Here is a 22,098-nt window from a genome sequence, read left to right on the forward strand (position 1 = left end):
CGCGCAGTGTCAGAAATGACGCCTCGCTTCTACAGATACAAGCCTGACCGCAAAAAAACGCAGCCCGACCACAGGCTGCGTTTTTTTTCGCCTGGATATTGCCCAGCAAAACTAAAAGTCCATAATAGACAAATTAGTTTGTTTCTTGGGAGCACCCGCATGTCCAGCACGCCTTGCGTGATTACCCAGCCTCAGGCCCGCCAGTTGCTGGCGCAGGTCGACGTACCGCAGATCCTGCGCAAGCTGTTCCACGACCTGGCCGCCGGGCTTGCCGTGCAGCCGGCGCAGCAGCTGGTGGAATTTCCCCAGGGCGCCGGGGATTTCATCAACTACCTGGGCGTGCTGGCCGAAGACCGGGTCTATGGGGTCAAGACCTCGCCCTACATCGTCCGCGCCGAAGGCCCGCTGGTGACCGCCTGGACCCTGCTGATGTCCATGGACAGCGGCCAGCCCCTGCTGCTGTGCGACGCTGGCGAACTGACCACCGCGCGCACCGCGGCCACCACCGCCGTGGCCGTCGATGCCCTGGCGCCGGCAAACGCCCGGCACCTGGCGATCGTCGGTAGCGGCCCAGTGGCCCAGGCCCATCTGCATTACGTGAAAACCCTGCGCGAATGGCAATCGATCCGCCTGTACTCCCCGAGCCTGGCCGGCAAGCCCGCCGAAGACATCGCACGGCTCAAGGCTCTCGACCCGCGCCTGCAGATCGCCAGCCAGCTCGACGACGCCCTGGAAGATGCCGATGTCATCATGCTCTGCACCTCTTCTGCCGGCCCGGTGATCGACCCGCGCACCTTGCACAAACCGGCGCTGATCACCTCCATCAGCACCAACGCGCCACGAGCCCACGAAGTGCCGCCCGCCGCGCTGAACGACATGCAGGTGTATTGCGACTATCGTCAGACCACCCCCGGCTCGGCCGGTGAGATGCTGATCGCCGGCGAACGGCATGGCTGGGACAAGGCGGCGATTCTCGGCGACCTGCCCGAACTGCTCAGCGACCTGGCCCAACGACCGGAGCCGGGGCGCCACGTGTTCTTCCGCTCCATCGGCCTGGGCCTGGAAGACATCGCCCTGGCCAATGCCCTGTACCACCTGCAGTGCACTCGCTGAATACCAATGGAACACCCGCTGGCTCGCGATCGACGGCCCGAGCGAAGCACGGTGACAGGCTCAGGATCGATCGCGGGCAAGCCTCGCTCCTACGGACGCGCGTTATCCCCTTTTTACGGAGGCTCGAATGACCCAGGCAGACTTCATCATCATCGGCGGCGGCATTGCCGGGGCGTCCACCGGCTACTGGCTGTCGCGCCACGGCCGGGTGCTGGTGCTGGAACGTGAATCGCACCCGGCCTATCACTCCACCGGGCGCTCCGCGGCGCTCTACACCGCGGCCTACGGCACGCCCCAGGTGCGCGCCCTGACCCTGGCCAGCCGGGAATTTTTCGATGCCCCGCCCCAGGGTTTCTGCGAACACCCGCTGCTGACCCCGCGCGGCGAAATGACCGTGGATTTCATCGGCGACCCCGCCGAGCTGAACAACCAGTACCTGAGCGCCAAGGCCACGGTGCCGGAAATGCAGTTGCTGAACGCCGACGAAGCCTGCGCGCGCCTGCCGATCCTGCGCCGCGAGAAGGTCCACGGCGCCCTCTACGACCCGAGCGCCAGCGACATCGACACCGATGCCCTGCACCAGGGATACCTGCGCGGTATCCGGCGCAACCAGGGCGAAGTGCGCACCGACTGCGAAGTGTTGGGGCTGAGCCGCGACGACCAGGGCCAGTGGCAGGTGCGGACCGCCGGCCAGACGTTCAGCGCGCCCGTCCTGATCAATGCCGCCGGCGCCTGGGCCGACCAGGTCGGCGCGCTGGCCGGCGCCCAGCCGCTGGGCCTGCAGCCGAAACGCCGCGCGGCCTTCATCTTCGCCGGCCCCGAAGGCGTCGACAGCCATCACTGGCCGATGCTGGTGAGCCTGGACGAATCCTTCTACATGAAGCCCGACGCCGGCATGTTCCTCGGTTCGCCGGCCAATGCCGACCCGGTGGAACCCCACGACGTGCAACCGGAAGAGCTGGACATCGCCATGGGCATCTACCAGATCGAAGAGGCCACGACCCTGACCATTCGCCGTCCGACCCGGACCTGGGCCGGCCTGCGCAGTTTTGTCAGCGACGGCGACCTGCTGGCCGGCTTCGACACCCACGTGCCGGGCCTGTTCTGGGTCGCCGCGCAAGGTGGCTACGGCATCCAGACCTCGCCGGCCATGGGCCAGGCCAGTGCCGCCCTGGTGCGTGGCGAAGCCCTGCCGGAGCAGTTGGCGCGCTTTGGCCTGGACGCCGCTATGCTCTCCCCCGCCCGTCTCGGCTGACCCGTTCAGGTGACGCGCCCCAACGATTGCGGCACACTCGCAGCGCCCTGCCATGCAGGGCGCTGACACCGCCTGGAGACCCCCTCATGACCTCAGCCGCGCAGGACCCTGTCCTGGATAACTTCCGGGCGATCGCCGATGCCATCGCCACGCTGTTTTTCCCCCATGCCGAGGTGGTCATCCACGACCTGCGCACGCAGAAGATCGACTACATCGCCAACAATATTTCCAAGCGCGAAGTGGGCGACGACTCCGCCCTCGAAGACATGCTTGGCGAGGACGCCGACGAGCGGAATATCGGCCCCTATGAAAAGCTCAACTGGGACGGCCAGAAGATCCGCAGCCTCAGCAGCGTGCTGCGCGACGGCAATGGCCAGCCGCTGGCGGTGCTGTGCATCAACCTGAATATTTCGCTGTTCGAGAATGCCAAGGCGGCGCTGGACCTGTTCCTCTCGCCAAGCAAACTGATCCCGCAACCGGACTCGCTGTTCCGCGATGACTGGCAGGAGCGCATCAACACCTTCCTGCACAACTGGCTGCGCGAACGGCAGCTGGGCCTGAACCTGCTGACCCGCGAACACAAGCGCGAGCTGGTGTTGGCGCTGCATGCCGAAGGCGCGTTCAAGGGCAAAAGCGCCGCCAACTATGTGGCCAACGTGCTGAACATGGGGCGGGCGACGGTGTACAAGCACCTGAAGGAATTGAAGGGCTGACAGCGCCCATAAAAGCGTCGCGGGCAAGCCTCGCTCCTACAAAACCGTAGGAGCGAGGCTTGCCCGCGACGGCGTCCTCACGAACGCCGCACGACATCAGTCGCCGTAGATGTCGGACTTGAAGTACTTCTCGGAAATCTTCTGATATTCGCCACTGGCGCGAATGCCATCGATGGCGGTATTCAACTGGCTCACCAGCTCGGCATTGCCTTTGCGCACCGCGATCCCCGCGCCCTCACCCACGTATTTCGGGTCTTTCAGCTCCGGCCCGACAAACGCATAGCCCTTGCCGCGCGGCATCGACAGGAAGTCGTTCAGCGGAATGGTGTCAGCGAAAATCGCATCGAGGCGGCCGGCCGCCAGGTCCATGTAGATCTCTTCGTTGTTGCTATAGCGCTTGACGTTGATGCCCTTGGGCTCGAACACCTCGGTGGCGTAGCGGTCGGTGGTGGTCGCCCGTTGCACACCGATGTTCTTGCCCTTGAGGCTGGCGTACTGGTCATCGACCGTGGCGCCTTCCTTCATTACCAGCCGCGAGGAGGTGAAGTAATACTTGTGGGTAAAATCGACCGACTTCTTACGGTCTTCATTGATGGTCATCGACGACAGCGCCATGTCGATCTTCTTCACTTTCAACGAAGGGATCAGGCCGTCGAATTCACCCTCGACCCATATGCACTTGACCTGCATCTGCGCGCACAGGGCATTGCCGATGTCGTAGTCGAAACCGACGATCTCGCCCTTGTCGGTTTTCGAGGCGAACGGTGGATAAGCCGCCTCGATGCCAATGCGCAGGGTTTTCTCGGCGGCGAACAAGCTGCTGCACGCCAACAGGCTCAGGGCCAGGCCACTGATGAGGGGGAGTTTCTTCATATTCGTTCTCTCGCGAGTTGTTGTTGGTTTGGCAAGACAGAAGAAAAGAGTGAAACGGTGGAGCCTTGTTTGTACTTGTAAATCCATACTGGACTTTTACGTATATTCCGTCAACGCAGCGGATGCGGTTCGGTTGGCCTTTGGTCGACAAGCAGAAATGGCAAAAACAGGGAAATGGAGGGTGCAGCTGAGGGCCTATCGCGGGCAAGCCTCGCTCCTACAGACCTGGTGCTTCTGTAGGAGCGAGGCTTGCCCGCGATGAGGACTTGCGGTCAATACGGATGAATCAGGCAATCATTCTTTCCAGCGCTCCGCCGCCGCATGATCGCTGTCGCGCCCTTCCACCCAGCGCGGGCCGTCGGCGGTGGTTTCTTTCTTCCAGAACGGCGCGCGGGTTTTCAGGTAGTCCATGACAAAGGCACAGGCATCGAAAGCGGCCTGACGGTGGGCGCTGGCAGCGCCGACGAAAACGATCGGCTCGCCCGGCTCCAGGGCACCGATGCGATGCAGCACTTCCAGCTTGAGCAGCGGCCAGCGCTGCTCGGCTTCGGCGGCGATCTTGCCGAGGGCCTTTTCGGTCATGCCCGGGTAATGCTCGAGAAACATCCCGGCCACGTCCTGGCCATCGTTGAAATCACGCACGTAGCCGACAAAGCTCACCACCGCGCCGACGCCGACATTCGCCGCGTGCATCGCATTGACTTCCGCACCCGGATCGAAGGCGCCCGCTTGCACGCGAATCGCCATGTCAGCCTCCAGTCACGGTAGGGAAAAACGCCACTTCGTCGCCGTCGCTCACCGGCTCGTCGAGCTGGCAGAGGTCTTCGTTGCGGGCGCACATCAGGTTCTGTTCGTTGAGCACTTCGGCGCCCTCGCGCAGGGCCAGCAGGGCGCGCACATCGTCGATCGTGGCGAAATCGCCGGCGATCCGCAGCGAATCCACGCCCAGCGCCTCACGGTAGCGGGCGAAAAACTTCACGGTCAGGTTCATTGTTCGTCCGCCTGGTAATGGCCGCTCTTGCCGCCGAGTTTCTCCAGCAGGCGCACGCCTTCGATGGTCATGCCGCGGTCCACGGCCTTGCACATGTCATAGATGGTCAGCGCGGCGACGCTGGCGGCGGTCAGGGCTTCCATTTCCACCCCGGTCTGCCCGGCCAGCTTGCAACGGGCCAGGATGCGCACCGTGTCTTCGCCTTCGGCGCTGAGCTCGACCTTGACGCTGGTGAGCATCAACGGGTGGCACAGAGGGATCAGATCGCTGGTCTTTTTCGCCGCCTGGATGCCGGCGATGCGCGCCACGGCGAACACGTCGCCCTTGGGGTGACCGCCGCTGACGATCATTTGCAGGGTTTGCGGGAGCATGCGCACCCGCGCTTCGGCCGTGGCTTCGCGGGACGTCACGGCTTTGTCGGTGACGTCGACCATATTGGCGCGACCTTGGGAATCGAGATGAGTCAGCACAGCCTTACTCCTGATCAGGAGAGGCGATTGTAAACCCGAGGGTCAATTTTCCGCACGCCTGATTATCCGCGCGCCCCTCCCCCGTAGGAGCGAGGCTTGCCCGCGAAGGCATCACCGCGCTTGACCTGCTGCACCGCGTTGCCTGGATCGCGGGCAAGCCTCGCTCCTACGGAGGTGGGTGGGTTTGCGCAGAAAAAAACGGGCGGCCTCGCGGCCGCCCGTTTGGCGAGGGTTACAGATGGGATTCGGCGTATTCGGCCAGAATCGAGCGTGGAACCCCTTGCAGGGTGATATGCACCCCGTTGGGGAAGTCCTTGAAGCGTTCAGTCAGGTAGGTCAGCCCGGAGCTGGTCGCGGACAGGTAAGGGGTATCGATCTGCGCCAGGTTGCCCAGGCACACCACTTTGGAACCGGCGCCGGCACGGGTGATGATGGTTTTCATCTGGTGCGGGGTGAGGTTCTGGCATTCGTCGATCAAAATCAGGCTCTGCTGGAAGCTGCGGCCTCGGATGTAGTTGAGGGATTTGAACTGCAACGGCACCTTGCTGAGGATGTAGTCGACGCTGCCATGGGTGCTTTCGTCATCCATGTGCAGGGCTTCGAGGTTGTCGGTGATAGCGCCGAGCCAGGGCTCCATCTTTTCCGCTTCGGTGCCCGGCAGGAAGCCGATCTCCTGGTCCAGCCCCTGCACGCTGCGGGTGGCGATGATGCGCCGGTAACGCTTGCTGACCATGGTCTGTTCGATGGCCGCGGCCAGGGCCAGGATGGTCTTGCCCGAGCCGGCGGCGCCAGACAGGTTGACCAGGTGGATGTCCGGGTCGAGCAAGGCGAACAGCGCCAGGCCTTGATAGATGTCACGCGGTTTCAGGCCCCAGGCTTCCTGGTGCAACAGGGGTTCCTGATGCAGGTCGAGAATCAGCAGCACATCGGCGCGAATTTCCTTGATCCAGCCGACAAAACCCTGTTCATCGATGATGAATTCGTTGATATGCACCGCCGGCAGGTTGTCGGTGAGTTGCACCTGGTGCCAGGTACGGCCGTGATCCTGGCGGGTTTCCACCTTGCTCACGCGGTCCCAGAAGGAGCCGGTCATGTTGTGGAAGCCGTTGGGCAGCAACGCCACGTCGTCGACCAACTGGTCGGTGCTGTAGTCCTCGGCGGCGATCCCGCAGGCGCGCGCCTTGAGGCGCATGTTGATGTCTTTGGTCACCAGCACCACGCGCAGCTCCTTGTTGCGCGCATGCAGGTCGATCAGCTGGTTGATGATGATGTTGTCGTTGAGGTTTTCCGGCAGCAGGCTGTTGGGCTCCGAGCGCTTGCTCATGAGGATCGACAGCAGGCCTTTGGGGCCGCTCTTGCCCCGCTGGATAGGCACGCCCAGCTCAACATCTTCAGGCGAGGCCTCGCCCAGGGTCTTGTCGATCAGGCGAATGGCCTGGCGACATTCCGCTGCAACGCTGTGATGGCCGCTCTTGAGCTTGTCGAGTTCCTCCAGGACGATCATCGGGATCGCGACATGGTGTTCTTCGAAGTTCAGCAGGGCATTTGGATCGTGAATCAATACATTGGTATCGAGTACATAAAGGATTGGCTGGGTGGAGGAAGGGCTACGTCCGTGGTCATCCATACTCGGTCACCTTATGTGGGGGCCAGTCGACGCAATACCTTGGCGGTGCTGCGCCTCGAATTGACCGTCGAATTCACCCGCTGGGGTTCGAGTGAAGTGCACACAAAAGGAGTCTTGGGAGACGCCACCTGTGTTGCAGGTTTCGGCGGTCTGACTTCGTAATACTCCAAAACCTGTGACAGGAAAAAGCACTTTGACGCTTTTTTTAAGTTTATTTTGCAGAGTGACGAATAGCCCTTGGCGCGCCGCCCGGGCACCGTTAAAGTCGGAAGTCCGCCTGCATCGAATTCCCCGCCAAATCCGCCAACCCTGCACTTTCGTCCCGCAAATACGGGCCTTTCGTCGTTTCTAGCGAAAAGCGTCCTGGCAATCTTCCCAACCGATCCCGCTCTGCGCCGTCTGCGTCAGCAACCAGGGCAATGCCGTCTTCACCGCGTCCTGCCGGGCGTTGAAGTTGATCACCCCGTGCCGCCACAACAGCATCAGCGTCAGCACCCGCTGGCCGCTCTGCTCGCCGTTGAGCTTGCCGGCGCCGTCCTGCGGGTCGATGTCCCACAACGCCACCTGCAAGCCCTGTGCATTAAAGAAGGCCTGGGCGTCCGCGCGGCGCTGGCCGTAAGGCGGGCGGAACAGCGGCACGTAGTTTTCCGGCAGCTTGCCCTTGGCCAGTTCGACGCTGCGCTCGATCGAGTCCTGCCAGTCCTGCCAGTGGCTGTGGGAACGGTATTCCCAGCCCAGCACGCCCACGCACTGCTGGGAGTACAAGGCCTGCAGGCTGGCCACCGAACGCTGTTGCAGGCGGCTCTGCAGCTCGCTGCCGAGCACGAAGAAGGTGCCGTTCATGTTCGATTTGCGCAGGTATTCGGCCAGCCAGGGCGCGTTGTCCGGGGCGAGATTGGCGGCGCTGTCGAACGTCAGCAAGAACAGCCGGTCATTGAGCTCGTCGCCGTTGCGCTCATAGTCGCCAAAACGCTCGATTTCGCTGGCGGTCTGGGGGAACAACGCGGCCTTGCGCAGCAACTCGTCCAGATACTGTTCATGGAAGGCCCGGCTCGGCTCGGCCCAGCGGGCGTAATAGGAGTCGGCGCCCAGCTGGAACTTGCCGGCCTGCTCGCGCAGGGTCTCCAGGTCCTCCACCAGGAAACAGAAGGACGCGTCCTGATCGCAGCTCTGCTGGGCGAAGTTGTAGTTGGCCAGCAATTGCCGCCAGAGGCGCTGGCGAACGGCATCGATCGACGCCATGTTGATGATCCGCAAGCCCAGGCGCTGCTTCAACGAGGCTTCGTCCCAGGCCTCGCTGACCAGCAGGGCGCGGGCGAACGTAAGGATCTCCGCCCGCGACGCCACGTCGAACAGGGTCGGGTTGCCGAGCTGTTCCGGCCAGGTGCTGCGATCCAGGGTCGCCACGTCGTTCGGCGCTGCCAGGGCACCGAAGCTCAATAACCAGATCGAAAGAAAAAAAGCGCTGCGCAAAGGGATGTCTCCATAACAAAACCCGCGCGGCACTATAGCCGATCTGCCCCCACCCGCCCTCTCCCTCCCGGCGCGAGCCTGCTCGCGACCGGCAGGGCAATGAATGCCGGTGCGACCGGCACCTCGGGCCAGCTCGCGCCGGCCAAAGAACAGCAAGCGATCGACGGCAGCGCCTATGGCCTTCATAGGTGGAGTCAAAGCGCCCAAGCCCCTAGAATCCCCCGACGCTTACAGGAGACGACTTCATGCTGATGGTGATTTCACCCGCCAAGACCCTCGATTTCGAGACCCCGCCCGTCACTCAACGCTTCACCCAGCCGCAGTACCTGGACCACTCCCAGGAATTGATCCTGCAATTGCGCGAACTGAGCCCGGCGCAAATCAGCGAACTGATGCATGTTTCCGACAAGATCGGCGGCCTCAATGCCGCGCGTTTCGGCAGCTGGACCCCGGCCTTCACCCCGGCCAACGCCAAGCAGGCGCTGCTGGCCTTCAAGGGCGATGTGTACACCGGCCTGAATGCCGAAACCCTCGGCGAAGCCGACTTCGACTACGCCCAGCAGCATTTGCGCATGCTTTCTGGCTTGTACGGCCTGCTGCGCCCGCTGGACCTGATGCAGCCTTACCGCCTGGAGATGGGCACCAAGCTGGCCAATGCCCGCGGCAAGGATCTGTATGCGTTCTGGGGCACGCGCATCAGCGAATGGCTGAACGAAGCCCTGGCCGAACAGGGCGACGACCTGCTGCTCAACCTGGCGTCCAACGAGTACTTCTCGGCGGTCAAGCGCCCGGCCCTGAACGCGCGGATCATCAATACCGAGTTCAAGGACCTGAAGAACGGCCAGTACAAGATCATCAGTTTCTACGCCAAGAAGGCCCGGGGCATGATGAGCCGCTTCGTTATAGAAGAACGCATCAACGACCCGGCGGCCCTCAAGCAATTCGATGTTCAGGGTTACCGCTACAGCGCCGAACAGTCGAAACCGGACAATCTGGTTTTCCTGCGCGACCACGCACCGGAATAACGCAGGCGATCGACGCACTGGTTTCGCGCAAACGAGTGCGTCGACGAGCGGTCGCTTTTTTCTGATTTGCGGCAAAATGACAAACTATTGGCGTCAATTAATTTTCTTTCGTTTTTTATGACTTTTGTTTCACTCGACAGAGGTCACTTTTTTCAGTAGTGGCACACAAAATTTTTATGTGTACTGGCATAAAAATATCCCTCCGCTTTATCTCCCCATAACTAAAGGCCGAAATGGTAAGTGCTATCAATATGAAAGCAGTGCCATCTTTTGCAATATTTCAAGAAATTTCCGAAAACAGGATGAGCGGGCTGGAACTATGTCCTGAACCACCGCTCATACCACCGGTAACGATTCTCAACGAGTTTGTAGGAGATGACTTACATGGAGTCCAGAGATAGTAGCGAAGTTGTCATACTCCTCTGACCTACTGCTCGGGAACTCGCATTTAGAGTCAACGCACAGGAGATAATGCACCATTACTATCCCCTACAAGGCCATGGCATAGCCCGCCTTAAAACGCTTCCGGGAGCGTGTAACTACCTGATTATCATGGGCTTAGCCCTATAAACCAGGATTATCGCCAACCTCGGAGCTGCCTTCCAACAGGAAGGACGGCGACATTCAAGGGCAGCCCCTACAACAAGGCCAAGTTGCGCACAACTTGAGTGCACTTATTTAGACACTCGGAACTTAGTCTGCCTGCACTGGATATCTCAACGCCTGTTCGTTGAACTTCCGAGTGCGTAACTACAGCTGGCAAACATTAACTCCGGCCATCTAATGGCGTGAATAACACAGAGGTAAATGCGATGCGCATCAGCATATTTGGTTTGGGTTACGTCGGTGCAGTATGTGCCGGTTGCCTGTCTGCACGGGGCCATGAGGTCGTTGGCGTCGATGTTGCCAAGGACAAGATCGATATGATCAACGCAGGCAAATCGCCGATCGTTGAACCGGGTCTGGGTGAACTTCTGGCGCAAGGTATTCAAACCGGTCGTCTGCGCGGAACCACCAACTTCGCCGAGGCGATTCGCGACACCGACTTGTCGATGATCTGTGTCGGCACGCCAAGCAAGAAGAACGGCGACCTGGAACTCAACTACATCGAGGCGGTATGCCGCGAGATCGGTTTTGTCCTGCGTGACAAGACTTCCCGCCACACCATCGTAGTGCGCAGTACCGTACTGCCGGGCACCGTCGCCAACGTGGTAATCCCGATTCTCGAAGACTGCTCCGGCAAGAAGGCCGGCGTCGACTTCGGCGTCGCGGTCAACCCCGAGTTCCTGCGTGAAAGCACCGCGATCAAGGACTACGACTTCCCGCCGATGACCGTGATCGGCGAGTTCGACAAGGCTTCGGGCGACGTCCTGCAGTCGCTGTACGAAGAGCTCGACGCACCGATCATCCGCAAAGACATCGCCGTCGCCGAGATGATCAAGTACACCTGCAACGTGTGGCACGCCACCAAGGTCACCTTCGCCAACGAGATCGGCAACATCGCCAAGGCGGTCGGCGTCGACGGTCGTGAAGTGATGGACGTGGTCTGCCAGGACAAGACCCTCAACCTGTCCCAGTACTACATGCGCCCGGGCTTCGCCTTCGGCGGCTCCTGCCTGCCCAAGGACGTGCGCGCCCTGACCTTCCGCGCCGGCTCCCTGGACATCGAAGCGCCGCTGCTCAACTCGCTGATGCGCAGCAACGAGTCCCAGGTGCAGAACGCCTTCGACATCGTCTCCAGCCATGAAAAACGCAAAGTCGCCCTGCTCGGCCTGAGCTTCAAGGCCGGTACCGACGATCTGCGCGAAAGCCCGCTGGTGGAGCTGGCGGAAATGCTGATCGGCAAGGGCTTCGACCTGAGCATCTACGACAGCAACGTCGAGTACGCCCGCGTCCACGGTGCCAACAAGGATTACATCGAGTCCAAGATCCCTCACGTCTCGTCCCTGCTCAACGCGGACTTCGACTCGGTGATCGACAACTCCGACGTGATCATCCTCGGCAACCGCGACGAGAAGTTCCGCGCCCTGGCCGAAGACGTGCCGCACGGCAAGCAGGTCATCGACCTGGTCGGGTTCATGTCCAAGGCCACCAGCGCGAGTGGCCGGACCGAAGGTATCTGCTGGTAACCAGCGGTATCGGGGGCGGTTCGCCGTTCCCGTAGCCGCCGTCGCAGGCTGCGATCGAACCCGAAAGGGCCACGACGCACCTGCGATCGCCGCAGGTGCCGCGGACCTAGCGCAGCCTCCGGCAGCGGCTACGGGAATGCCCCCTTGGCTTTTTCGCCTGCCTTAACCCCTTCGGGCCACCCCACAGGCTCGCCCGAGATCGAGACGGATGCAGATTATGCACAGGCTAAAGCACGGCCTACTCCAGGCCGCAGGTTGGCTGTTTTTCTTGAGTTTACTGATGGGTCTCGCCCTGGCGTTGCCCGCGTCCACATTCGACTCCGAATCGAAGGACTTCATCTTCCTGATTGGCGCCGTGGGTATCTGGCGCTACTCGATGGGTGCCACGCATTTCGTGCGCGGCATGATTTTTCTCTACATCGTCTACCCACACCTGCGCCGCAAGGTGCGCAAGCTGGGCAAGGCCGCCGATCCATCGCACGTGTTCCTGATGGTCACCAGTTTCCGGATCGACGCCCTGACCACCGCCCAGGTCTATGGCTCGGTGATCCGTGAGGCCATCGACTGCGGCTTCCCCACCACCGTGGTTTGCTCGATCGTGGAAATGTCCGACGAGCTGTTGGTGAAAAGCCTCTGGGCCCGCATGAACCCGCCGGCCCACGTCAAGCTCGACTTCGTGCGCATCCCCGGCACCGGCAAGCGCGACGGCCTGGCCTTCGGCTTCCGCGCCATCTCCCGTCACCTGCCGGACGACCGCGCAGTCGTGGCGGTGATCGACGGCGACACCGTTCTCGGCGAAGGCGTGGTGCGCAAGACCGTGCCCTGGTTCCAGCTGTTCGGCAACGTCGGCGGCCTGACCACCAACGAGTTCTGCGAAGTGCGCGGCGGCTACATCATGAGCGAGTGGCACAAGCTGCGTTTCGCCCAGCGCCACATCAACATGTGCTCGATGGCCCTGTCCAAGCGCGTGCTGACCATGACCGGGCGCATGTCGGTGTTCCGCGCCACCGTGGTCACCAACCCGGACTTCATCGCCGACGTGGAAAGCGACTCGCTGCAGCACTGGCGCCTGGGCCGCTTCAAGTTCCTCACCGGAGACGACAAGTCCAGCTGGTTCAGCCTGATGCGCCTGGGCTACGACACCTTCTACGTGCCCGACGCCGCGATCAACACCGTGGAACACCCGCCGGAAAAGAGTTTCATCAAGGCCAGCCGCAAGCTGATGTTCCGCTGGTACGGCAACAACCTGCGGCAGAACTCCCGGGCCCTGGGCCTGGGCGTCAAGCGCCTGGGGCTGTTCACCAGCGTGGTGCTGTTCGACCAGCGCGTGTCGATGTGGACCTCGCTGCTGGGCCTGACCGTAGCGCTGATCGCCAGCTTCAAGTACGGCACCGCCTTCATCCTGGTGTACCTGCTGTGGATCGGCATCACCCGCCTGATCCTGACCCTGCTGCTGTCCTGCTCCGGCCACCGGATCGGCCCGGCCTACCCGGCGATTCTCTATTACAACCAGATCGTCGGTGCGCTGGTGAAGATCTACGTGTTCTTCCGCCTCGACCAACAGTCCTGGACTCGCCAGCCCACTTCCCTGACCCGTGATCTCGCCAGCTTTCAACGTTGGTTCAACACCTGGTCGTCTCGGACCATGACCTTCTCCGCCGGCAGCATCTTCGTCGCCGCGCTGCTGATGATGGTCTGACCCGCCTTGCCTGAATTAACTAGGAAATCGCCCCTATGAACACCGCCGTGAACGTCAACGTAGTGCATGAATCCGAAGCCCAACGCCAACACGCCCGGGTAAAAATCCCGGCCAAGCTGCGCTTCTTCGGCCCCGACCGGACCCCGGTCGAAGCGCGGGTCATCGACCTCTCCGCCGGCGGCCTGAGCTACAACTGCGGGCAGTTGCCGATCAAGGTCGGCGACGTGCACAAGGGTCGCCTGCAATTCATCATCGACAACCTCGGGCTGGCCATGGACGTGGAGCTGCAGGTGCGCTCCATGGATCGCCAGACCGGCCGGGTCGGTTGCCAGTTCCAGAACCTCGAGCCCCAGGACATCTCGACCCTGCGCCAGTTGATCACCTCGCACCTGGCCGGCGACATCGTGACCATGGGCGACGTGCTCGCCACCCTGCAGCGCGACAATTTCACCAAGGCGCGCAAGACCAAGGACACCGGCCACGGCATGAGCGCCCTGGGCCGCCTGCGCGCGGTGACCTTCAGCGCGGGGATCTTCGTGGTTGGCCTGGCGGCCTTCGGTTTCATCCTCAAGTCGGTGTACGGCATGTACTTCGTCAGCCACGCCCAGGCCGGCCTGGTCAGCGCGCCGGCGATGAACGTCACCATGCCGCGCGACGGCACCGTGCAGAGCCTGATCCAGGCCGACGGCGTGGCCGCCAAGGGCGCCCCGCTGGCGACCTTCAGCACCAGCATGCTCGACGTGCTCAAGGGCCACCTCAACGAAGACCAACTGCAACCGGCCAAGGTCGAGGAGCTGTTCGGCAAGCAGATGACCGGCACCCTGACCTCGCCCTGCGACTGCACCGTGGCCCAGCAGATGGTTGCCGACGGCCAGTACGCCAGCAAGGGCGACGTGATCTTCCAGCTGGTTCCGCGCGGCAGCCAGGCCAACATCGAAGCGCGCTTCTCCTATCGCCAGTTCGCCGACGTGCGCCCGGGCGCCAAGGTCAACTTCCAGATCGCCGGCGAAGACGAAGTGCGCACCGGCACCATCGTCAGCAGCACCAGCCTCAACGGCAGCGACCTGTCCTCGGACATTCGCGTACAGATCAAGCCCGACACCCCGCTGAACAGCGCTTTCGCCGGCCGTCCTGTGGAAGTCAGCAGTAACCGCGGCCCTTCCATGAACTGGCTGATCGACAAAGCCATGGCTGCCGGTCTCTAACCATGAATATTCATACCCCACTCCCGATGACGAAAACGGCCCCCGTAGCCGCTGCCGCAGGCTGCGACCGAGTGCAACGCACTCGTGAAGGGGATGAATGCGCACTGGCGAAGAACCCGCGCCGCCCACAATCCGCCCGCTACGCGGCCGATCGCAGCCTGCGGCAGTGGCTACCGGGTTCGGCGTTGCTGTTGCCGCTGGTGGCCGCCATGGCCCTGGCCGGTTGCGCCGGCCTGCCCGACCAGCGCCTGGCCAACGAAGCGCTGAAACGCGGCGACACCGTGCTCGCGGAACAGAACTTCCGGCAACTGGCAGACCTGGGCTACAGCGAAGCCCAGGTCGGCCTGGCCGATATCCAGATGGAGACCCGCGACCCGGCGAAGATCAAACAAGCCGAGGCGACCTACCGCGCCGCGGCCGACACCTCGCCACGGGCCCAGGCGCGCCTGGGTCGCCTGCTGGTGGCCAAGCCCGGCTCCACCGAGGCCGAGCACCGCGAAGCCGAAGGCCTGTTGAAAAAGGCCTTCGCCAACGGTGAAGGCAACACCCTGATCCCGCTGGCGATGCTCTACCTGCAATACCCGCAGAGCTTCCCCAAGGTCAACGCGCAGCAGCAGATCAGCCAGTGGCGCAGCGCCGGCTACCCGGAAGCCGGCCTGGCCCAGGTGCTGCTGTATCGCACCCAGGGCACCTACGACCAGCACCTGGCCGAGGTGGAAACCGTGTGCAAGGCGGCCCTGAACGTCACCGACATCTGCTACGTCGAACTGGCCACCGTCTACCAGAAACGCAACCAGCCCGAGCAACAGGCCGAGCTGTTGAAGCAGCTGCAGGCCGGCTACGCCCGTGGCGCCATCAGCGCGCAGCGGGTCGACAGCGTGGCGCGGGTGCTGGGCGATGCCAGCCTGGGCCAGACCGACGAGAAAACCGCGCAGGCCCTGCTGGAGCCTATCGCGCCCGGCTACCCGGCCTCCTGGGTCACCCTGGCGCAACTGCTCTACGACTTCCCCGAGCTGGGCGACGTCGACAAGATGATGCAATACCTGGACAACGGTCGCGCCGCCGACCAGCCCCGCGCCGAACTGCTGCTGGGCAAGCTCTACTACGAAGGCAAGATGGTCCCGGCCGACGCCAAGGTCGCCGAAGAACACTTCAAGAAGGCCCAGGGCAAGGAAGTCGCCGCCGATTACTACCTCGGCCAGATCTACCGCCGTGGCTACCTGGGCCAGGTCTATCCGCAAAAGGCCCTGGACCACCTGCTGACCGCTGCGCGCAACGGCCAGAACAGCGCGGACTTCGCCATTGCCCAACTGTTTTCCCAAGGCAAGGGCACCAAGCCCGACCCGCTCAACGCCTATGTCTTCAGCCAGCTGGCCAAGACCCAGGACACCCCGCAAGCCAACGAGCTTGCGCAACAACTCGAAGCCCAACTGCCGCCAGGCCAACGCGCCGAGGCCCAGCGCCTGCTGCAACAGGAGCAGGCCGTGCGTGGCGCCTTGAGCCAGAACACGTTGGAACTGCACGCGCTGCAAGAAGAAGACGGTGAGGAATCCCTATGAAACTCAAGCCCATTCCCCAGGCCGATATCGTTCGCGACGACGCCGCCCCTGTAGCCGCTGCCGCAGGCTGCGATCGAGCGCGCAGCGCTCGTCAACCAGGCGCCCGAGATCTGTCAGCCGCACCGCGCGCGCAGGTTTTGCGGCTGCTGCGCAGCCGATCGCAGCCTGCCGCAGCGGCTACGGGGACATTGTTCAGCCTGTCGAAGCTGGGTGTGGCCCTGGGTTTTGCCCTGCTCTGGTCCAACCCGACGCTGGCAGCCGTTACCGACACCAAGAACTTCGGCCTGGACGTGAAAATCACCGGCCAGTCCGAGGACGACCGTGACCTGGGCACCCTGGATGGCGGCGACGTCAACGGCGTCGGCCTCGACCTGCGGCCCTGGGTGTATGGCGAAAGCGGCAACTGGAGCGCCTACGCCATGGGCCAGGCGGTGACCTCCACCGACATCATCGAGACCGACACCCTGCAGCAGTCCGATGGCGCCAGCACCGAAAGCAGCAACAACAGCGACCGCAAGAGCAAGAAGAACTACCTGGCGCTGCGCGAGTTCTGGATCGGCTACAGCGGCCTCACCCCCTACCCGGGCGAGCAGTTGAAGTTCGGTCGCCAGCGCCTGCGCAACGACGACGGCCAGTGGCGCGACACCAACATCGAAGCCCTCAACTGGACCTTCGACACCACCCTGCTGCGCGCCAACGCCGGTATCGCCGAACGCTTCAGCGAATACCGCACCGACCTCAAGGAGCTGGCGCCGGAAGACAAGGATCGCCTGCACGTCTACGGCGACGTGGCCTATCAGTGGAACCCTGGCCATTGGGCCGGCATCCGCGCGCACCACAGCCACGACGACGGCAAGCTCGACTATCCGGTCCCGGGCGAAGCCACCGACTCCCTGGACAAGCGCCAGAATGGCGACCTGACCTGGCTCGGCCTGGAAGCCAACAGCGACGCCTATAACTGGCGCAACACCAACACCGTCAACTACTGGGCGAGTGTCACCGGCATGAGCGGCGACCGCGACAAGGTCAACGCGCTGAACGCCGACGGCACCCGCCCGGCCCAGGCCAAGAGCGGCGAGAGCCTCGACGGCTGGGCCACCGACCTCGGCGTGCGCCTGCGCCTGGACCCGAAATGGCAAGTCGGCGCGGCCTACGCCCGCGCCAGCGGCGACTACGAGCAGAGCGGCCTGGAAAGCAACCGTTCGAACTACACCGGCACCCGCTCGCGGGTGCACCGTTTCGGCGAAGCCTTCCGCGGCGAAATGAACAACATGCAGACCGCCACCCTGTTCGGTTCCTGGATGCTCGCCGACGAATACGACGCCAGCCTGATCTACCACAAGTTCTGGCGCGTGGACGGCAAAAAGCCGGTGGGCAGCAATGGCATCAACGCCGTGGAAAACAACTACGACGACGCCACCGGCGCCCTGCTCTCCAGCTCGTCGCTGCCGCTGCGCGATGGCGAGAAAGACCTCGGCCAGGAAGTCGACCTGGTGGTCACCAAGTACTTCAAGCAAGGCCTGCTGCCGGCCGCGCTCAGCCAGTCGATCGACGAGCCTTCGGCGCTGGTGCGCTTCCGCGGCGGCGTGTTCAAGCCGGGCGACGCCTACGGCAAGAACGTCGACTCGTACATGCACCGCGCCTTTGTCGACGTGATCTGGCGCTTCTGATGCGAGCCGCCAAAGGAGTGCCTGAGATGAACAGCCCGATGAACAGCCCAGCGTTGAGAGGTTCGATCAGCCTGTTGGCCGGCGCCATGCTGCTGGCCAGCAGCGCCGCCTTCGCCACCATCGAACCGGCCCCGGCCGCCGCGCCGGGCAAGCAGCCGACCATGGCCAAGGAGCTGCAACAGGCCAAGACCTACACCGTCAGCAGCGCGCCCACCGCGCCGCTGGACCTGGCCAAGCCAACCCTGCCCGACCTCTCCGGCTACACCGCCGAAGCGGCGGCGGCGAAGATCGTGCGCAGCAAGCCGGGCAAGGTCAGCGTGCGCCGCATGATGCAGGAAAACGCGCTGAAGGACTTTATCGGCGGCGACAACAAGATGGCCGAATGGGTGGTGCGCCAGCACGGCATTCCCCAGGCAATCTTCATCGACGACGGTTACATCAACCTCAAGGACCTGGCCAAGAAGCTGCCCAAGCAATACCTCAGCGAAACCTCGCCGGGCGTGTACCTGGCGCGGCTGCCGATCGTGGTCGGGAACAAGGGCATCCTGGAAATCGACAAGCAGACCCAGGAACTGCGCCTGTCCCAGGAGGCCGGCTCGTTCCTGGTCAACGACGGCCAGCTGTTCGTGCGCGACACCAAGGTCACCGGCTGGCGCGAGAAGGACAACGGCCCGGCGACCTTCAACTCGCCCAAGGAGTTCCGCCCGTTCCTGCTGGCCTGGGGCGGCACCGAGACCTACATCGTCAACAGCAAGATGGCCAGCTTCGGCTACGCCAACAGTAAGTCCTACGGCGTGAGTATTTCCCAGTACACGCCCAACATGGCCAAGGTGCTCAAGCGCCCCGAACCCACCGGCTGGATCATCGGCTCGGAGTTCTCGGACATGTGGTACGGCTTCTACTGCTACGAGACCCGCGACTTCGTGGTCAAGGGCAATACCTACAAGGACAACATCGTCTACGGCATCGACCCCCACGACCGTTCGCACCGGCTGATCATCGCCGACAACACCGTCTACGGGACCAAGAAGAAGCACGGGATCATTATTTCCCGGGAAGTGAACGACAGCTTCATCTTCAACAACCGCAGCTACGAGAACAAACTCTCGGGCCTGGTGATCGACCGTAACAGCGTGAACAACCTGATCGCCGACAACGAGATCTACCGCAACCACACCGACGGCATCACCCTCTACGAGAGTGCCGACAACCTGCTGTGGGGCAACAAGGTCATCAGCAACCGACGCCACGGCATCCGCATCCGCAACAGCGTGAACATCCGCCTGTACGAGAACGTCGCCATGGCCAACGGCCTGACCGGCGTCTACGGCCACATCAAGGACCTCTCCGATACCGACCGCGACATCAAGCTCGACCCGTTCGACGCCCAGGTGTCGCTGATCGTGGTCGGCGGCGAGCTGGCGGCCAACGGCAGCGGCCCGATGTCCATCGACTCGCCGCTGAGCGTCGAGCTGTACCGCGTGTCCATGCTCGCCCCGACCAAGAGCAGCGGCATCAGCTTCTCGGGGATCCTCGGCGAGCGCCAGGACGAAATTCTTGACCTGCTGGTGCGCCAGCAGAAAGCCGTGCTGATCGACCCTGTCGAACGCCAGACCGAAATGCGCGATTGAGGATGACTGTTATGCGCCCACACCTGATCAAACTCCTGAGCCTCTCGGCGCTGGCCGCAGGCATTCTCGCCGCCGGCAACAGCGCCCGCGCCGCTGATTCGCAAGCGCCAAAATTCACCGCCGAGCCGTGCTGCAACCTGTGCCCGGCGGCCCACGACGCGAAGAACTACACCACCCGCTACCAGCAGAACTTCACCACCCTGGTGCAAGCCCAGGGCGACTGGCTGTTCCGTACCCAGGAAGACCTGCGCACCGAATTCACCACCACGCCGGAAGGTTATCGCCGCCTGCAACAGCTGCACGACGCCTTCAAGAGCAAGGGCGTGGAGCTGGTGCTGGTCTACCAGCCGACCCGCGGCCTGGTGAACCGCAACAAGCTCAACCCGCAGGAAAAGGCCAGCTTCGACTACGACAAGGCGCTGAAAAACTACCAGGGCATGCTCGGCCGCTTCGCCCAGATGGGCTACGTGGTGCCGGACCTGTCGCCGCTGACCAACGAGCAGTTGCCGGAGACCCTGCCGGCCCACGACTTCTACTTCCGCGGCGACCAGCACTGGACGCCATACGGCGCCCAGCGCACGGCCAAGATCGTGGCGCAGAAGGTCAAGCAACTGCCGGCCTTCGCCGACATTCCCAAGCGTGAGTTCGAGACCCACAAGTCCGGGCGCATGGGCAAGACCGGCACCCTGCACAACATGGCCGGGCAGTTGTGCGGCACCAGCTACGCGATCCAGTACATGGACCAGTTCACCACCGAACCCAAGGGCGAGGCTGGCGACGGCGACCTGTTCGGCGATTCCGGCAACCCGCAGATCACCCTGGTCGGCACCAGCCACAGCGGCAAGAACTACAACTTCGCCGGCTTCCTGCAGGAAGAGATCGGCGCCGACATCCTCAACGTCGCCTTCCCCGGCGGTGGCTTCGAGGGCTCGATGCTGCAGTACCTGGGCAGCGAGGAATTCCAGAACACGCCGCCGAAGATCCTGATCTGGGAATTCTCGCCGCTGTACCGCCTGGACCAGGAAACCATCTACCGGCAAATGATGGCCCTGCTCGACAACGGTTGCGAAGGCAAGCCGACGCAGATGAGCGCCAGCGCCACCCTCAAGCCCGGCAAGAACGAGCTGATGGTCAACAGCAAGAACATGGACCTGCGCAACAGCAGCCACCAGGTCGATATCCGCTTCGCCGACACCTCGGTGAAAACCCTGCAAGCCACCCTCTGGTACATGAACGGGCGCCACGAGGACATCAAGATCGACAAACCGGAAACAGCCGACACCGACGGGCGTTTCGCCTTTGAACTGCGCACCGACGAAGACTGGGCCTCGCAGAACCTGCTGGCGGTCGAAGTCCAGGGTCCGGAAGCGGGCGCAGCCGCGCAAAAAGTCGAAGCGAAAATTTGCAAACGCAACGTATTCCCGAGCGCCGCACAACGCACCGCGCAAATCGGGCAATGAGGTTCCTATGCAAACGAAAACGCTGAAACAAATACTGGCGCCGAGCCTGTTGAGCCTGGCGCTGTTCGCAGGCGCAACCCAGGCCGCGGCCCCGCTGCGCCCGCCCCAGGGCTATTACGCGCCAGTGGAAAAATTCAAGAGCGGCGACCGCAGCGAAAGCTGCGACGCGATGCCCACGCCCTACACCGGCTCGCTGCAATTTCGCAGCAAGTACGAAGGTTCGGACAAGGCCCGCGCGACCCTCAACGTGAAATCGGAAAAGGCCTTTCGCGACAGCACCGCCGACATCACAAAGATCGAGCGCGGCACCAGCAAGCAGGTGATGCAGTTCATGCGCGACGGCCGTCCGGAACAGCTGGACTGCACCCTGGCCTGGCTGACGTCCTGGGCCCAGGCCGATGCCTTGATGTCCAAGGACTTCAACCACACCGGCAAGTCCATGCGCAAATGGGCCCTGGGCAGCATGGCCTCGGCCTACCTGCGCCTGAAGTTCTCCGACTCCCGGCCGCTGGCGACCCACCAGCAGCAAGCGCAACAGATCGAGGCCTGGTTCAGCAAGATGGCCGACCAGGTGGTCAGCGACTGGGACAACCTGCCGCTGGACAAGACCAACAACCATTCCTACTGGGCCGCCTGGTCGGTGATGGCCACCGCCGTGGCGACCAACCGCCGCGACCTGTTCGACTGGGCCGTGAAGGAATACAAGGTCGGCGCCAACCAGGTCGACGCCGATGGCTTCCTGCCCAATGAACTCAAGCGCCAGCAACGCGCCCTGGCCTATCACAACTACGCCCTGCCGCCGCTGGCGATGATCGCCAGCTTCGCCCAGGTCAACGGCGTCGACCTGCGCCAGGAAAACAACGGCGCGCTCAAGCGCCTCGGCGAGCGAGTGCTGGCCGGGGTCAAGGACCCGGACGCGTTCGAGGAAAAGAACGGCAAGGAACAGGACATGAGCGACCTCAAGGTCGACTCGAAATTCGCCTGGCTCGAACCCTTCTGCAGCCTCTACACCTGCGCGCCGGACGTGCTCGAGCGCAAGCACAAGATGCAGCCGTTCAAGACCTTCCGCCTGGGCGGCGACCTGACCAAGGTCTACGACCCCGCCTTCGAGAAGGGCAGCAAAGGCTCATAACACACGTATCCGTAGGAGCGAGGCTTGCCCGCGAATGAGGCACCTCGGTCCAACTGCCAGTCCGCGTCATCGT

At 62.9% G+C, this 22,098-nt stretch carries 18 protein-coding genes; 12 read left to right on the forward strand and 6 right to left on the reverse strand.

What is annotated here, in order from left to right; genetic code table 11:
* The first annotated feature begins 159 nt into the window (after nt 1-159).
* The 3 genes from BLV20_RS08635 to BLV20_RS08645 all read left to right on the forward strand — a co-directional run bounded on the left by BLV20_RS08635 (nt 160) and on the right by BLV20_RS08645 (nt 3,081).
* Entirely contained in the window at nt 160-1,113 is a 954-nt protein-coding gene (locus BLV20_RS08635; RefSeq protein ID WP_092299717.1) for an ornithine cyclodeaminase family protein, read from the forward strand.
* A gap of 127 nt (nt 1,114-1,240) precedes the next feature.
* The gene (locus tag BLV20_RS08640; protein WP_092299720.1) at nt 1,241-2,368 is read left to right on the forward strand and encodes an NAD(P)/FAD-dependent oxidoreductase; all 1,128 of its coding nucleotides are present in this window, start codon (nt 1,241-1,243) and stop codon (nt 2,366-2,368) included.
* An 86-nt stretch (nt 2,369-2,454) separates the two neighbouring features.
* On the forward strand, nt 2,455-3,081 hold the full coding sequence (locus BLV20_RS08645) for a helix-turn-helix transcriptional regulator (protein WP_092299723.1): 627 nt from the start codon (nt 2,455-2,457) through the stop codon (nt 3,079-3,081).
* A 96-nt stretch (nt 3,082-3,177) separates the two neighbouring features.
* Here BLV20_RS08645 and BLV20_RS08650 read toward each other — a convergent pair whose 3' ends face one another.
* The 6 genes from BLV20_RS08650 to BLV20_RS08675 all read right to left on the reverse strand — a co-directional run bounded on the left by BLV20_RS08650 (nt 3,178) and on the right by BLV20_RS08675 (nt 8,515).
* The gene (locus tag BLV20_RS08650; protein WP_092299726.1) at nt 3,178-3,954 is read right to left on the reverse strand and encodes an ABC transporter substrate-binding protein; all 777 of its coding nucleotides are present in this window, start codon (nt 3,952-3,954) and stop codon (nt 3,178-3,180) included.
* A gap of 294 nt (nt 3,955-4,248) precedes the next feature.
* Nucleotides 4,249-4,701 (reverse strand): molybdopterin synthase catalytic subunit MoaE, encoded by a 453-nt coding sequence (gene moaE, locus BLV20_RS08655; RefSeq protein ID WP_092299729.1) that lies wholly within the window; start codon nt 4,699-4,701, stop codon nt 4,249-4,251.
* 1 nt (nt 4,702) lies between these two features.
* Entirely contained in the window at nt 4,703-4,945 is a 243-nt protein-coding gene (locus BLV20_RS08660) for a MoaD/ThiS family protein (protein WP_092299732.1), read from the reverse strand.
* Nucleotides 4,942-5,415 (reverse strand): cyclic pyranopterin monophosphate synthase MoaC, encoded by a 474-nt coding sequence (gene moaC, locus BLV20_RS08665; RefSeq protein ID WP_092299736.1) that lies wholly within the window; start codon nt 5,413-5,415, stop codon nt 4,942-4,944. The genes BLV20_RS08660 and moaC overlap by 4 nt, the downstream gene beginning before the upstream one ends.
* Nucleotides 5,416-5,647: 232 nt before the next feature.
* Nucleotides 5,648-7,042: a PhoH family protein gene (locus tag BLV20_RS08670; protein WP_092299739.1), complete on the reverse strand. Its 1,395-nt coding sequence runs from the start codon at nt 7,040-7,042 to the stop codon at nt 5,648-5,650.
* A 348-nt stretch (nt 7,043-7,390) separates the two neighbouring features.
* Nucleotides 7,391-8,515: a polysaccharide deacetylase family protein gene (locus BLV20_RS08675; RefSeq protein ID WP_092299743.1), complete on the reverse strand. Its 1,125-nt coding sequence runs from the start codon at nt 8,513-8,515 to the stop codon at nt 7,391-7,393.
* Between the two features lie 245 nt (nt 8,516-8,760).
* On the opposite strand from BLV20_RS08675, the gene yaaA reads away from it, so the two are divergent.
* The 9 genes from yaaA to BLV20_RS08720 all read left to right on the forward strand — a co-directional run bounded on the left by yaaA (nt 8,761) and on the right by BLV20_RS08720 (nt 22,025).
* Nucleotides 8,761-9,540: a peroxide stress protein YaaA gene (gene yaaA / locus BLV20_RS08680; protein WP_092299746.1), complete on the forward strand. Its 780-nt coding sequence runs from the start codon at nt 8,761-8,763 to the stop codon at nt 9,538-9,540.
* Between the two features lie 812 nt (nt 9,541-10,352).
* Entirely contained in the window at nt 10,353-11,669 is a 1,317-nt protein-coding gene (locus BLV20_RS08685; protein ID WP_092299749.1) for a nucleotide sugar dehydrogenase, read from the forward strand.
* 217 nt (nt 11,670-11,886) lie between these two features.
* The gene (gene alg8, locus BLV20_RS08690; protein ID WP_371914299.1) at nt 11,887-13,368 is read left to right on the forward strand and encodes a mannuronan synthase; all 1,482 of its coding nucleotides are present in this window, start codon (nt 11,887-11,889) and stop codon (nt 13,366-13,368) included.
* Nucleotides 13,369-13,403: 35 nt separating this feature from the next.
* Complete coding sequence (locus tag BLV20_RS08695; protein ID WP_092299755.1) at nt 13,404-14,573, forward strand: alginate biosynthesis protein Alg44; 1,170 nt, start codon at nt 13,404-13,406, stop codon at nt 14,571-14,573.
* A gap of 71 nt (nt 14,574-14,644) precedes the next feature.
* Nucleotides 14,645-16,132 (forward strand): alginate biosynthesis TPR repeat lipoprotein AlgK, encoded by a 1,488-nt coding sequence (algK, locus tag BLV20_RS08700; RefSeq protein ID WP_371914300.1) that lies wholly within the window; start codon nt 14,645-14,647, stop codon nt 16,130-16,132.
* A complete protein-coding gene (locus BLV20_RS08705) occupies nt 16,129-17,802 on the forward strand; it encodes an alginate export family protein (protein ID WP_256577710.1) in 1,674 nt (557 codons plus the stop codon). Before algK ends, BLV20_RS08705 begins: the two co-directional genes overlap by 4 nt.
* Before the next feature lie 26 nt (nt 17,803-17,828).
* On the forward strand, nt 17,829-19,433 hold the full coding sequence (gene algG, locus BLV20_RS08710; RefSeq protein WP_092299764.1) for a mannuronan 5-epimerase AlgG: 1,605 nt from the start codon (nt 17,829-17,831) through the stop codon (nt 19,431-19,433).
* Between the two features lie 11 nt (nt 19,434-19,444).
* On the forward strand, nt 19,445-20,893 hold the full coding sequence (locus tag BLV20_RS08715) for an alginate O-acetyltransferase (RefSeq protein WP_092299767.1): 1,449 nt from the start codon (nt 19,445-19,447) through the stop codon (nt 20,891-20,893).
* A gap of 7 nt (nt 20,894-20,900) precedes the next feature.
* Nucleotides 20,901-22,025 (forward strand): mannuronate-specific alginate lyase, encoded by a 1,125-nt coding sequence (locus tag BLV20_RS08720; RefSeq protein WP_092299770.1) that lies wholly within the window; start codon nt 20,901-20,903, stop codon nt 22,023-22,025.
* Nucleotides 22,026-22,098 lie beyond the last annotated feature (73 nt).

Source organism: Pseudomonas sp. NFIX28, from assembly GCF_900107395.1.
GTDB lineage: Bacteria > Pseudomonadota > Gammaproteobacteria > Pseudomonadales > Pseudomonadaceae > Aquipseudomonas.

Bases quoted from the DNA above. Each gene is read 5' to 3' on its own strand.
- BLV20_RS08640 (WP_092299720.1), top strand. From the start codon at position 1,241: ATGACCCAGGCAGACTTCATCATCATCGGCGGCGGCATTGCCGGGGCG.
- BLV20_RS08650 (WP_092299726.1), bottom strand. From the start codon at position 3,954: ATGAAGAAACTCCCCCTCATCAGTGGCCTGGCCCTGAGCCTGTTGGCG.
- BLV20_RS08705 (WP_256577710.1), top strand. From the start codon at position 16,129: ATGAAACTCAAGCCCATTCCCCAGGCCGATATCGTTCGCGACGACGCC.
- BLV20_RS08670 (WP_092299739.1), bottom strand. From the start codon at position 7,042: ATGGATGACCACGGACGTAGCCCTTCCTCCACCCAGCCAATCCTTTAT.
- BLV20_RS08715 (WP_092299767.1), top strand. From the start codon at position 19,445: ATGCGCCCACACCTGATCAAACTCCTGAGCCTCTCGGCGCTGGCCGCA.
- yaaA (WP_092299746.1), top strand. From the start codon at position 8,761: ATGCTGATGGTGATTTCACCCGCCAAGACCCTCGATTTCGAGACCCCG.
- BLV20_RS08720 (WP_092299770.1), top strand. From the start codon at position 20,901: ATGCAAACGAAAACGCTGAAACAAATACTGGCGCCGAGCCTGTTGAGC.
- BLV20_RS08645 (WP_092299723.1), top strand. From the start codon at position 2,455: ATGACCTCAGCCGCGCAGGACCCTGTCCTGGATAACTTCCGGGCGATC.
- alg8 (WP_371914299.1), top strand. From the start codon at position 11,887: ATGCACAGGCTAAAGCACGGCCTACTCCAGGCCGCAGGTTGGCTGTTT.
- moaE (WP_092299729.1), bottom strand. From the start codon at position 4,701: ATGGCGATTCGCGTGCAAGCGGGCGCCTTCGATCCGGGTGCGGAAGTC.
- BLV20_RS08695 (WP_092299755.1), top strand. From the start codon at position 13,404: ATGAACACCGCCGTGAACGTCAACGTAGTGCATGAATCCGAAGCCCAA.
- BLV20_RS08660 (WP_092299732.1), bottom strand. From the start codon at position 4,945: ATGAACCTGACCGTGAAGTTTTTCGCCCGCTACCGTGAGGCGCTGGGC.
- BLV20_RS08685 (WP_092299749.1), top strand. From the start codon at position 10,353: ATGCGCATCAGCATATTTGGTTTGGGTTACGTCGGTGCAGTATGTGCC.
- BLV20_RS08635 (WP_092299717.1), top strand. From the start codon at position 160: ATGTCCAGCACGCCTTGCGTGATTACCCAGCCTCAGGCCCGCCAGTTG.
- algG (WP_092299764.1), top strand. From the start codon at position 17,829: ATGAACAGCCCGATGAACAGCCCAGCGTTGAGAGGTTCGATCAGCCTG.